The organism is Metabacillus litoralis (assembly GCF_020524045.1).
Lineage (GTDB): Bacteria > Bacillota > Bacilli > Bacillales > Bacillaceae > Metabacillus > Metabacillus litoralis_C.
In genome coordinates, this window is record NZ_JAIVKL010000018.1 from 17,203 (window position 1) to 30,369 (window position 13,167).

Genomic DNA, 13,167 nt, shown 5'->3' on the forward strand with positions numbered 1-13,167 from the left:
GACTATGATTCCTTGTGGCAACCGGCTGCCATTCATGAATTATTAGTTCATGAGGAAGGCCCTTAGCTTTGCGTCCCAGCGTTTCCGATGGTTTGCCTTTTTCACTTGGTAGTTTAGTAGCATATCAATCATAATACTTTTATACTAAATTATAAATAGTTCTTAATGACTATTATAGAAAAAATTGATTATTTATAGTTTTGTTGGTAAATAACGCTTACCCCTGTCATTTTCGAAATTGCTCAATAAGCGATATTGTTATAAGAAATGAATGATTGATAAGGATAGATCATATTCATTGCCTTCCTCTTAACATCACGATAACAAAGACTCTATCATATTGGCAAAAATAAAGATTATAAATAATTTTTGTATTTGACATTAATTTATATATTTTCTATTTAAGGAAGGTTAAAAAACTCGCCAGTAGACGAGTTTAGTTTGTAATATAATCACTATATTTATTTTGATAACAAATTCTTTAGATATAAAGATATTTTACCATTCAACTATTTCCGTTTATCGTAAAACATCCCGTCCGAAGATGAGACACCTTCATAAGGATTTAAGTATTGCTGATTGGATGATTTCTTCTTTTTTAATTCCAAGATATCTAACTGAATTTCCTTTTTAGTTTCAGAGAATTTATTCGTTATTGTTTCATTCCAATCAACAATCTGTTGAAACAATTGAGAGTCTGTCTCCGAGAAAGGAGGATGAACATTTTGGAGATCTTGTTCTCTCTGATCCAATAAGGTCGTTATCTTCTTCACTTGCTCATCTCTTTCTTCCGTTGGTACTGACTTTAATACCAGTTGGTAAAGTTGTTCAGTCACATCATGGACCTTTTCAATGGCACGCACTATGCTTTTCCACCTTGACCATACTGCTGTTGACGTGTGATTTGAATAACTTGCTTCCATGTATCACGAAACTCTATCACAATGCCTTCAATTTCCTTTAATATTAATGCTTCATTATTAATATTTGCTTCCGTTAATCGATGATTTACGTACTCATACATAATCATCATATTCTTCGAAATTTCTAAATCCATATTTAACGTCACCATAAGCTCTGAAATGATTTTTTGCGCTTTTTGGATATTTGTATTTTTAGCTTCATATTCTTTATGCTCGATATCTTCAATAGCTTGTTTGATGAATTTCAGACATCCATTATATAGCATTAAAGTTACCTCACCTGGTGATGCTGTATTAACAGAGTTTTGTTGATACGCTGCATATGGGTTATTCATTGCCATAATTTAAGCTCCTTTTATTAAGATGAGAATTGTTGCATTAGATAGGACATTTGTGAATTGGACTTTTGAATTGCCTGTTCCATCGCAGAGAACTGAGACCAATAACGGTCTTCAACTTTAATTAATCGATCTTCAAAACGATTAATTTGTTTATTTAAATTTGTTAAATTTCTTCCGATGGTAAATTGTTGATTCGTAGATGTGTTTTTCCCAGCCTTTTTTTCGATACTCTTAATTGTAGTACTGATTGTTTCACGAATACGCTTTGCCAGTCCAACACTTTCAGTAGTTGAACCGCTAGAATTAAACAATTGAAAAATCGCAGTCGGATCTTTAGCAACAGCATCCCTTAATTTTGTTTCATTAATTAAAAGTTTTCCTTTATCTAAGTAATTGCTAGAAGTTGTTATACCAATTTGAGCTAGTTGTTTAAAATCTACATTCGAATTATTTGGATTATATAAGTCAGAACGCATCTTTGTTAATGCACCTGAAAGAATAGAATCATTTTTTATAAGACCACTTTTAGCTCGTTCTTCCCATAACTCTATCTGCTTTTCAGTCATAGTCTCTTTTTCTGTATCTGTTAATGGTTGATAACTCCGGTATTTCTCTTCATTCATTTTACCGTTAACTTTTTCAATAAGTTCATTATATTTATTTACAAATTGCACAACCTTATCTACCATATTATCTGTATCATTAGAAAGTGATACATTAGCTGCAGAATTATCTTTGTGAAGGGTATATGTCACATTATCAACTACAAATGTATTAGTTGTCCGTGAAGTAGTTAGTCCGTTTATTGAAAAGATTGAATCTTTCCCTTGCGTCCCGCTACCTACTGTTAAATTACTACCAACAGCAGCATCAGTAAATCCTAAAGATTTAAATATTTCAGTTGAATCTGTGTTGTTTAGAGTAATTGCTGCTTTCTCGCCCGTTTCTTTCTTTGTAATAACTACTTGACCAGTATGCGTATCCCGGAATACAGAAATACCCAAATCTTTATTGTTAGAAAGTTTTGATATCACATTCTCTAAAGTATCATTTTCTTCAATGACTATCTGTATATTATTAGAGGTTGATCCATCTCCTTTAGTTACTGATAAATCTAACGTACGTTGTACACCACCCGTGAAAGTCGTAGGTCCAGAAGATATCCAATTTGCTGATTTAGCTATCTGTGTGACTTCAATTCTAGTACCTATATTAGCTGCAGATGAATTTGCAACTGCAGTAACCGCACTTGTATCAGAGCTAGTTACTTTCTTCTTAAGAAAATCTTTTTGAAGAGTCATATTTCCATAGATAAATTGATCAAAGTCATTTAATAACTTGTTCATTTCTCGATATTCTTCTCTTTGCCATTCCAATATTTGTTTCTTTTGTGTTAGTTTATTTAATGGAATACGCTCTGCCTTCATCAAATCAGTAACAATTTGATCCGTATCCATTCCACTAGCCAGTCCACCAATACGTATAGCCATTTTTTATCACCCTTAAATCTTTTTATCGATAATAAGTCCTAAAAATTCAGTCATTGAAGCATAAATATCCAACCATTTTTTGGAAGGTATTTCTCTAATTACTTCTTTAGTATAATCATCTACGACTTTTACATAGTATTCATTTAATTCTTCATGTAGTTCGAATTTAATATGCGTATTAGAAGGTTTTAGAAAGGCGTTCATATTATTCATCATAAGTCTAATTTCATCTTTTGTAACTTGTTCATTAGTAGCCCTTTCTATTAATTCTGACTCGTTAACTAAATTCTCTTGTTCCTGAATAATCTTCTGATTGTTTATATCTATGTTGTGAAGTGTGGATTGTATAGCTACTTTATTAACAAGCATATTAACACTCCTCCAATTTTCTATACCTATATATTTTATCGGCATTTTAATTGCATAGTTTAGTACAAAAACTGTTTTTATAAAGGGAGAAATATTGGAATCATGAATTCATATTTAAGAATAGATATAAATTACAGAGATTAAAAAAAATTTATGTGAACATCCTATTTGTCTACATTGTTGGATTCATCTACTATTGCCATCATTTGTGTTATTCTTTTTATAAATGTGTGTTCTTTTTTAATTGTTTCAAACCCTTGTTTTCTAATCATTTCTCGCTTATCTTCATTCTCTAGAAAATATCTAATTATCTCAATTAAGTCTTGAAAATCACGGTAAACAACTAAATCTCTTCCATCTTTAAACAAATTCGTTATATCTGATTTATAATTAGTAACTAGAAATCCTCCAGAACCTAGAACGTCAAATACCCTCATAGGTAGGCCAGAATATACAAATTTCCTAGTTATATTTAGATTTATTTTAGTCACTTTGAAAATTTTAGGCATTTCAAAAAAATGTTCAGCAAACCCTTTATACGTTCCAATCAAACTATCATCACTTATATTCCAACTATTGTCACCATATATATTCAATTGAAATTTTCCCGCAAGTTGTTTAATTATATGAGTCCTCTCTAGATACGACTGATACCTACCTAATAAAAAAGCTAGCTTATCTTCTCTAGAAAGTAATGAATGATTCAAAGTATTTATACTATAGCCAGAATGAAGTTCTATCTCTCTAACCAAATTTCCATCAACTAAATCTCTCAATATATATAGATCTTCTGATAATTGTTTATTTAATATATCATTTACTTCATTTCTTAGATATAAAGGTAGTTTCGGAAGAATACTTTCCTGAAATTCATTTTTTGCTCCACTTGAACCTACAAAAGCTAACTGAGAGGAATAATTTTTATGTTCGTTTGCAGAAACTACTATACTAGAAAGTCTTTTGACATTTGCAGCAACTGGGAGATAATACACATTCTTCAATCCCTGTTGCTTTAGGTCAGAAACCACCTCTTGGTCATATATAAAGTAATACGATAAGTTATCATATAAATTTTTAGAGTTATATAGTGAATATGCGGGTGTGTCAACTGTCCAAGAAATGTATGGGATATTGAGTGTTTTGCTAATACTGGAAATCTTTTCACTGAAGTTAATTGTAAATAAGTAAGATGCGTTAATAGTTGCGATTTTCTTTAACATCAGACTTTCATTTTCCCAATTTAATTTAACGACTGAATAACCAATTTCTTGAAATGCCTCCTTGCAATCATCTAGGATTGTTGGATGATCAAGCATACAAATAAGTTGTGTCTTGGTTTCATTATTTTCTGAATGAAAATAACTAATGACATTATTATAAAACTCTAAATTACACTGGATTAAGTTACTATTAATAATAAATTGAACCTGATTTATATCAAATTCTAATTCTTTATATTCTTCATTAAAAAAAAGAGAAACATTCGACATTTCTTCAATACTTCCAGGAAAGATTTTTTGAATAGTTTCGTAAAAATCTCTATCTTGTTCTATTACATAAATAGGTTTATTTGTTTGATTATATATCTCTCTTAATTCATACCCCAACCCTAATCCTAAAACAACGATAACTTCTATATCCTGTTTTATAATGATCTGATTTGTTAATCTGTCTGGTTCATATTTAGAATACAAATATTTCCATTTACCTTTAATCTGATATTTACATGTATATTTACCTTTTTTAGATTTTTCTAAAAGGAGGTTATATTCCTTCATCTATATTTTCACTCCAATTAAATTGGATTCATTTTAGCAATTCATGAAGCGGCTCATGCTTCCATCCTTGAATATAAGCTCCACCTTCTGTACAATTCCAAAATTGTATATCATTTTTTTCCTGAACATACCTTTCAAACCACTTTAAATAAGTGAATAGGTTAAGAGATGTTAATACTGTTTCATTTTGGAAATAACCTTTTATTTCTATTAGATTTTTTTTGTTTTTAATATTGGTTTGAGAATGTGCGTTTTTTGTGTGCGAGTTATCATCTGTGAAGGCAAGATCTTGCCCAACAAGAATTATTTTTTTTGAACCTAATTTGATTAATAGATCTAAGAGACAGGTCGCAACGGAACCTCCAGTTTTTATAAGTGGAGTCTTTGTTTTATCAGCTAAGTATTCTGCTTTATCAAAACCACTTTGCCAAACTATAAATCTTGGTCCATTATACTGTTTAACTGCTAAATGGTTCGCAGTACTTAAGTAAAATAAAGGAATATCAAGATCTCTTAATCCATCAAATTGTTCATTAATAAGTTCTTTTGGATCTGATATCATTATTAAGTTCGGCTTTATTCCTGCTTTAACTAAAGGTATTAGAGCTGTTCCTACACATGCAATTACGACATTTCCCCTCAAAGAAGCTGATTTCAATAGAGGTAATTGCTTAGCTAAAGATGGACCTGCAGAAACTAGAATAGTTGTATGATTATTATATGTTCCATTAAACTGGTTGAATGATTTATCTTTTAACTGAATATTCAAATTAAAATTTATTGTTAATGAATCTCCTTGTTCATTTATAGTTCTCTTTTTCATGAGGAATGATTCCAAAGTAATTCGTATTTCTTTGTTTGGTATTAATTCTAATGAAGGTTTATAAATGAATAAATTCTCATCTGAATCATTAATTTTCTCTGAAAGTACTCTTAAAAGAACTGAAACATCTTGCATTTGATGAATAATTATATTTTTTTTGTTTTTTAAATTAATGTGTAATTTTTTTTCTATTAACCATTGCATATATAATATATTCAACTCGAAGACATGTATTGTATGGTCGGGATATTTGTCAGCTAGCGTCAACACATGATATCCCAAACCAATACCAATAACAATTATGTCGTCACTTTCTTTATTTATTTGCAAATTACTTACCCAGGACTCAGCCTCTTTTAAAGGGTTGTACTTACTATGCAAATAATAATTTTTATTGCTATCTCTTACTCTCAGTGAGGGAACAGTTTTGGTCTCAATTAATTCCCATCTCATTTAGTTTTTAATGCTCAATTCTTTAACTTTGTTTATCCAATTCTCTATACTGGGAACAAACTCATATTCAAACATATCAGCAACTAATACATAATCATGCACTTCTAATCCTTCTTGAGCTTCTTTTAAGAAATCGTTTAATTCATTAGTGTTAATACCTAAGTTGTAACCTAAAGATATAATTCCATTTATTGCCTGAGTAGACCATTCCATCGCATTAATAAAATCATTAATATTACTTAAGGCTTCACTTTCTTTATCAGCTCTCAAATCCTCTGAAATTAAAATACATACTTCAGCAATCTTTGGTAAAAATTCAGTTAGACTTTGTATTGTTTCTTGCACTAGTTGTTTGTTTTGCATAATTATACCTCGTTCTTTATATAATATGTTTTTCTACTTTTTTAAGTAGTTTTGTGATCCATTCTATCCCTTGAGTTGATGCCTCTTTTATCCCTTTATATAATATTAAGGATTTATTATAAATTCTCTCATTCATTTCTTCTTCGCTTTCATCCTCTATCTCTAAATGACTATGTTGGAGTTTGAACAACACTGGTCTCAATATATAAAAAATAAATTCATTTTCTAATATACGTCTTAACTCTAAATCGAATTCATCTAGTTTACTGATACTATCCTGATCAAATAAATAATTATTGTTCTCGACTATTTTTAAGACTTCTAATGATTCACTAGCTAAATCAACTACTCCATTATATTCATTTTTCAAATCAGATAATCTTTCATAAAAATCGTTCCATTTTACTCTATTTTCTCTATCTGGCAATAATGAAGCAATTTCGTCACTATAATCAATTTTACAATACCTCTCAAAAAACTCTGAAAAGGGTATTTGATTAAAACCTTTGATTCTAAGTCCACCCTCCGTACAATTAAATATATCACGCGAATTACCACTTTCAGTAAATTTATTTATTTGGTATTCAAAGCCACTTTTCATGCCCAAAAATATAAAATCTGTAAGAACATCTTCCCCATAATAACCTTCTTCATAGAACATATTTCTTTGCTTCTCTTTTGTTTCATCTACGATAGAAAACCCTTGGTTTCCTAATGCATGTGTTTGTTTATTTGTATAGGCTAAATCTTGACCAATTAAACAAATTGGTCCACTTGTTATTTGGAGAGCAATATTGAAACAAAAATTTGCAACAGAATGTCCTGTTTGAACAATTCCAAGTTCAGTTGATAATAGTTCATTTGTCAGTTTATTCAATACTGTTACATCACTAATATTAAAAACAACTTGTTTACCATTGTGATTCGATGGTATACCTTTATGAACTATCAAAGGATAAACCAAGGGAATATTATCTATATTGATTTTTTCAAAATGTTTATAGTTTGCGGTTCCACCATCAACTGTAACCACCAAATTAGGATTTATATCTTCTTTTAATAAAGAATTTACAGTTGAACCAGCACAAATTATTAGAGCTTTATTTTTTAGCTTTTTCAGTAATGGGAGTTGTTTAGTTAAAGAAGGACCTCCTGAGGCAATGACAATCGGGCAGGTTAACTTCCCTTTAATTTCTTCAATATTATAAGCAGTAAAAGCTGTGTATAAATTAGAAATATAATTTTCTTGCCATTGTAACGAAAACATTTGTCTTGTATTGTTGTTAATAACTTCCATCATTAATTTTTCTTTAGATATTTTTAATACATCCCTAAAAAATTCAGGATAAATTTTTGGATAATTAGGTGACTGTATAATTGTAAAGCGCCCCATGTACTCTTGAAAATATAAATTAAGCTTATTTCCTAATAAGGAGGTATCAGTTCCTAAAAGTATTTCCACTCTTTTATCATTAATCACTAAGCTATTTCCACTGTTCTCCATTGCAATTTCAAATAATTTTACACTTGGCTCGATAATAAGGAGTCGATCAGTATCACTTATTTTTTCTAACATAGCATTAGCTATATAACCTAATCCGAATCCAAATAATATATGCAAATGATTTTTCTTGTACGAAGAATCTACTATTCTTTTTGCTTCAAGTAAGGGTTTATATTTACTATGCAAGTAATAATTCAAGATTTTAATGGTTTTTACTTTTTCATACTTGCTTTCCTCTAATTCTATACTTAAGTTATTCTCCATATTTTCATTCAACATTTTTATATACCCCTTTTAAAAAAGGCAACCAAATTGTTGGTTGCCTTTATTAAATATTAAAATAATCGTAACCAATTAACGAAGAAGTTGTAAAACACCTTGTGGTTGTTGGTTAGCTTGTGCAAGCATTGCTTGAGCTGCTTGAGAAAGGATTGAATTCTTTGTTTGACCCATCATTTCTTTCGCCATATCTACATCACGAATACGTGATTCTGCAGCTGTTAAATTCTCTGCACCAGTATTAAGGTTGTTGATAGTGTGCTCTAAACGATTTTGAACAGAACCTAATTTAGAACGCATTGTAGATACTGTTTCAATTGCATCATTAATGTTTGTAATAGCAGTATTTGCTGCACCATTACTTGTAACTGTAATTGCACCAGCACTTAATCCTAATGCAGTTGCAGTCATTGTTGTCATAGTAAGTGCAATGACTTGACCTGAATTAGCACCCACTTGGAACTGGTAACTTCCACCAATGCTACTAATTAACTTTTGAGTATTGAATTCAGTTTCGTTTGCAATACGAGTAATCTCACTGTTTAATTGAGTTAGTTCATCAGATATCGCCACTCGGTCAGCAGTTACATTTGTATCATTTGAAGCTTGTACCGCTAATTCACGCATACGTTGAAGGATATCATGTGTTTCATTTAAAGCACCCTCAGCTGTTTGAATGAAAGAGATACCATCTTGAGCGTTACGAGAAGCTTGCTCTAATCCACGAATTTGACCACGCATTTTTTCAGAGATAGAAAGACCTGCAGCATCGTCACCCGCACGATTAATACGAAGTCCAGATGATAATTTCTCCATTGATTTACCTTGAGCACTTGTAGCACTGTTTAATTGACGGTACGTGTTTAAAGCTGCGATATTGTGATTAATTCTCATTTTATTATTTCCTCCTTGAATGTGTGTGATTCACATCCTTGTGAATCATCTAATTAAGGTATCCCTCATGTCGGCCGCCATTTGTTCAACCTCTTACTATATATATCGACAGGATTTCAAATCCGTTTAGCGGTTTTTATAGAAAAATAAAAAAAACCTTAAGTTTTTTCTCTTAAGGTTTTGGAATATTTGTTTTAAGGATTTCTAAAATGTTTGGAAGAATGGTTGCTGCCTCACTGTTAGAATCTTGGATCGATAAATAAATTTCTTTTCGATGCACATCAATTTCTTTTGGAGCTTTAATTCCTAATTTAATTTGATCACCCTGAACAGATAAAATTGTTATTTCAATATTTTCTCCAATTTGAATAGATTCTCCTTGTTTTCTAGTCAAAACTAGCATTCAACCACCTCCTACACATTATTTTTTTCCTGGAATAATCGTTCCCTAGTCTTATAATTCGTATCATTAAGAATAATTTGCTTCGCTTTCCGATTATTTCTATTAATTATGATTGGAGCCTGTAAATTAGCGGTTGATTCTCTGAAAGGCTCTTTTATTGTAAGGATCACCCAAATGACTACATCCTTTTCTGATTCAAGACCTAGATTACTTCTATCTTTTTCTGATATTTCAAATTCATATTTTGTGAAATATTGAAAAGGCTCCACAGTTACAAATCCTAATTGTGGTGTATTTAATGATTGAAATATCCAAAAAGGTGAACCTTCTTCTAATGAAATTAGTACAAAATCTTTTTCATCCTGAAATCCTGGGATGCCATTTTGAAAATGAATGATTTCTTTTTCTAACACTTCAATAACTCCATGGTACTTTGTCTCTAAATTCATCCTTATACCTCCTTCAAGGCAGTTTCAAAGTCAATTTTCAATTCATTTCTTTTCTCTAGTGAAATATCTACGTTACCAGGAGTGTATTCTATATTTGGTTTATTTACTACAACTTCAATAAGTGGTTTATTAGGTTTTACATCTATATTTACTTTAGCTGGCTCGTAGTTAATTTTCACACTACCGGCCGAAGGAATAAATTTAATATTAACTGGTGGATTATATTCACGACTATTATGTTTAGAGATTTCAGCTATTGGATTACCTCCATTTTCAATTTTCATCAATTGTTCGCCTTCTCTTATTCTTCTTGTAATACCTTCTAACCAACTACTCTTTCCAAGCTGAGCAGCTTCCTCTATTCTTCTTCCGATACTTTTTAAATCCATATCAGCTCTAGCTTCAGACTGATCTATTGTTAAACGTGATCGCTTTATTTCTATATTTATATCTGCTTTTGGTTGTTGGATAGAAAGTTCTGCAGGTTCTTGATCAATTTGTACCTTAGCATGATTAGTATGAATGCCAATTTGTGCAAATATACTCTGTAATCGGATTTGCGGGATATTCACATTTAGTCACTCCTATAAAAAAGGCCTGACTCCAAAGTTTGTGTCAGACCTAATAAAAAAAATTTTATTAACGAAGAAAATCAATTAATGTAGGTTGAATAACCTTTGAACCTACCGCTAACGAAGCTCTGTGAATACTTTCTTGAATTGTAAGCTCAGTAATTACTCTTTCAATATCTGCATCCTCATTCTCAGAAAGGATTCGATTCGCAATAATTTCCTGGTCCTGTATTCTTGCATCAATCATTTCTAAACGATTATATCTTGCTCCAATCTCAGAACGTTCAGCCAACATAATATTAAAATGACTGTCTAAATCACTTAACAATTGTCCACCATTTGACATATCTCCATTTTTCAATGATGCCTCAATCGAATCGAGTGTATTAAAGAATTCACTACCAAAAACATTAGTAGCATTTATATTCACTTTTAATTGAACTCCTTTTGAAACTTCTACATTGAAAGGCTCAGTATTCATATCGAACGTTAGAGTACCATCACCATTAACAGTTATAGGGTTTTTATCTGTTTTTGTCCCATTAAAAATGTATCTTCCTGCAACCTGCGTATTTGCCACTCCAGCTAAGTCTTCCTTTAATTGGCCAATTTCAGCTGCAATTGCTTTTAAATCATCTGGACTGTTCGATCCGTTATTCCCCTGAACCAATAACTCCCGAATCCTTTGAGACACCTGTGTTGCATGCTCAATCCCCTGTTCAGAACTCTCCATCCACTGATAAGCCTCATTCAAATTACGTTTATACTGTTCAACCTCAGTCAAGTTAGTTCGATAAAACATCCCTTTAATCGCAACAACAGGGTCATCAGAAGGGCGATTAATTTTCTTACCTGTAGCTAATTGGTCTTGATATTTGCCCATGTTTGAATAACTGTTACTTAAGTTTCGTAGCGAGTTAGATGCTAGCATACTTTGTGTTACGCGCATATTTAGTTGCCTACCTTCCTGATAATCCCATTCCATTTATAATCCGATCTAAAATCTCATCCTGCATCGTAATCATACGTGCTGATGCGTTATATGCATGTTGAAATTGAATCATATTTGTCATTTCTTCATCTAGGGATACCGCACTTACTGATTGCCTACGAGTATCAACAGAATCTCTTAATGTTTGGCTATTAGTTGTTAAACGTTCAGCTTCTTGAGCATCTACTGCCATTCCACCGATAATTCCTTCATAGTAGTTTTGGAATGTAGTTGTGTCATTCCCAATTCTGAAGGTACTATTTTTCACTTCTGCCAGTCGAATAGCATTAGCACTATTCCCAATCGTCACATTACCAGTTGAATCAGGAAATGCTGCTGCAATATGATCAGTCGATTCAATGATATCCTTTGAAACTTGTAGTAATGATGAAGCATCTGTCGGATCTGTTAATGTTGTAGCACCAAAAGAAAAGAAATCAACAGGAGTTTGTGCTCCATTGTTATAATCTTCAATACTCCAACCTTCACGATGTGTTTCATTAAATTGCTTAGCAAATTCAAATGCCATTGTGTCTAGCTTTCCAACCATGTCAGGAAATAGGCCTTTTTCAAACACAGTGTTGTTGCTTTCATACGTATATCCATAAGAATCTATTAAGCTGCTAATTTTCCCAGTGCTGTTAAATTCTAAAATATCCATCTTTTTCGAACCTATTGTAACAGATTCTACTAAACCATTATCAGCATTATATCCAACTTTAAATTCATTCGCTCGTTTAAATTTTGAATCAACAAGTGTACCAAGCGACTTCCCATTATCATCAACAAGTTCAATCGTTACCGAACCTTCTGCGATATCTATTGCATTACCACCTGATGGAGTATTTGTCACTTTGATATTTGCTAAAGAAGAAAGCTGATCAATTAAACGATCACGTTCATCATATAAATCATTTGGTAAATAACCATGCGGTTCAATTTCAGAAATTTGCTTATTTACATTATTAATTTGTGTTGCCAGTGAATTAATTTCCTTTACAGATACATTCAACTCATTTTTCAAATCACCTTGAATCGACTGTAGTGAGGTTGATAAATAGTTAAATGTTTCTGCTAACGCAACCCCACGCTCTCGCACAACCGAACGTGCTCCAGCGTTTGTCGGATCTAAAGCTAAATCCTGCAGTGATTGCCAAAAGCGATCCATCGTAATTGATAATCCTGTATCAGATGGCTCATTCATGATTTCTTCCATTTTTTCTAACGCATTCGCGCGAGAATCCCAGTATCCTAGTTTATTATTTTCGCTTCTATACTGGATGTCTAAAAAGCCCTCTCTCACACGTTGTACTGTTCCAGCTTTTACACCTGTTCCTAATTGACCAGGAATATTCGGACTATTTTTTGATGTTGGTGGATATGGCTCTGTTTGAACAAAATTTACACGTTGACGTGTGTAACCTGGTGTATTAGCATTTGCCACATTGTGCGCTGTTGTACTTAAGGCACTTTGCTGGGTGAACATTCCACGCTTAGCCGTTTCTAATCCATAAAATGTTGATGTCATATTTTTT

The 13,167-nt window shown here is 31.9% G+C and carries 14 protein-coding genes and 1 riboswitch; all 14 genes read right to left on the bottom strand.

Annotation, left to right across the window (positions count from 1 at the left end):
- Positions 1-13 precede the first annotated feature (13 nt).
- Positions 14-107: riboswitch (cyclic di-GMP riboswitch) on the bottom strand.
- 402 nt (positions 108-509) lie between these two features.
- Positions 510-863: a hypothetical protein gene (locus LC076_RS19755; RefSeq protein ID WP_226670807.1), complete on the bottom strand. Its 354-nt coding sequence runs from the start codon at positions 861-863 to the stop codon at positions 510-512.
- Positions 863-1,264: a flagellar export chaperone FliS gene (gene fliS, locus LC076_RS19760; RefSeq protein ID WP_226670808.1), complete on the bottom strand. Its 402-nt coding sequence runs from the start codon at positions 1,262-1,264 to the stop codon at positions 863-865. The genes LC076_RS19755 and fliS overlap by 1 nt, the downstream gene beginning before the upstream one ends.
- Positions 1,265-1,281: 17 nt before the next feature.
- Positions 1,282-2,754, bottom strand: a complete 1,473-nt coding sequence (locus LC076_RS19765; RefSeq protein ID WP_226670809.1) for a flagellar hook-associated protein 2 — start codon at positions 2,752-2,754, stop codon at positions 1,282-1,284.
- A gap of 12 nt (positions 2,755-2,766) precedes the next feature.
- Positions 2,767-3,123: a flagellar protein FlaG gene (flaG, locus tag LC076_RS19770; protein ID WP_226670810.1), complete on the bottom strand. Its 357-nt coding sequence runs from the start codon at positions 3,121-3,123 to the stop codon at positions 2,767-2,769.
- Positions 3,124-3,287: 164 nt separating this feature from the next.
- Entirely contained in the window at positions 3,288-4,901 is a 1,614-nt protein-coding gene (locus tag LC076_RS19775) for a glycosyltransferase (RefSeq protein WP_226670811.1), read from the bottom strand.
- Positions 4,902-4,929: 28 nt separating this feature from the next.
- Positions 4,930-6,054 (bottom strand): motility associated factor glycosyltransferase family protein, encoded by a 1,125-nt coding sequence (locus tag LC076_RS19780; RefSeq protein WP_226670812.1) that lies wholly within the window; start codon positions 6,052-6,054, stop codon positions 4,930-4,932.
- A 123-nt stretch (positions 6,055-6,177) separates the two neighbouring features.
- The gene (locus tag LC076_RS19785; RefSeq protein ID WP_226670813.1) at positions 6,178-6,540 is read right to left on the bottom strand and encodes a hypothetical protein; all 363 of its coding nucleotides are present in this window, start codon (positions 6,538-6,540) and stop codon (positions 6,178-6,180) included.
- Positions 6,541-6,556: 16 nt separating this feature from the next.
- Entirely contained in the window at positions 6,557-8,323 is a 1,767-nt protein-coding gene (locus LC076_RS19790; protein ID WP_226670814.1) for a motility associated factor glycosyltransferase family protein, read from the bottom strand.
- A 75-nt stretch (positions 8,324-8,398) separates the two neighbouring features.
- Entirely contained in the window at positions 8,399-9,217 is an 819-nt protein-coding gene (locus LC076_RS19795; protein WP_226670815.1) for a flagellin, read from the bottom strand.
- A gap of 172 nt (positions 9,218-9,389) precedes the next feature.
- The gene (csrA, locus tag LC076_RS19800) at positions 9,390-9,620 is read right to left on the bottom strand and encodes a carbon storage regulator CsrA (RefSeq protein WP_226670816.1); all 231 of its coding nucleotides are present in this window, start codon (positions 9,618-9,620) and stop codon (positions 9,390-9,392) included.
- Between the two features lie 11 nt (positions 9,621-9,631).
- Entirely contained in the window at positions 9,632-10,069 is a 438-nt protein-coding gene (fliW, locus tag LC076_RS19805; protein WP_226670817.1) for a flagellar assembly protein FliW, read from the bottom strand.
- Between the two features lie 2 nt (positions 10,070-10,071).
- A complete protein-coding gene (locus LC076_RS19810) occupies positions 10,072-10,641 on the bottom strand; it encodes a DUF6470 family protein (protein WP_226670818.1) in 570 nt (189 codons plus the stop codon).
- 67 nt (positions 10,642-10,708) lie between these two features.
- Complete coding sequence (gene flgL, locus LC076_RS19815; protein ID WP_226670819.1) at positions 10,709-11,590, bottom strand: flagellar hook-associated protein FlgL; 882 nt, start codon at positions 11,588-11,590, stop codon at positions 10,709-10,711.
- A gap of 10 nt (positions 11,591-11,600) precedes the next feature.
- Positions 11,601-13,160 (bottom strand): flagellar hook-associated protein FlgK, encoded by a 1,560-nt coding sequence (gene flgK / locus LC076_RS19820; protein ID WP_226670820.1) that lies wholly within the window; start codon positions 13,158-13,160, stop codon positions 11,601-11,603.
- Positions 13,161-13,167: the final 7 nt, after the last annotated feature.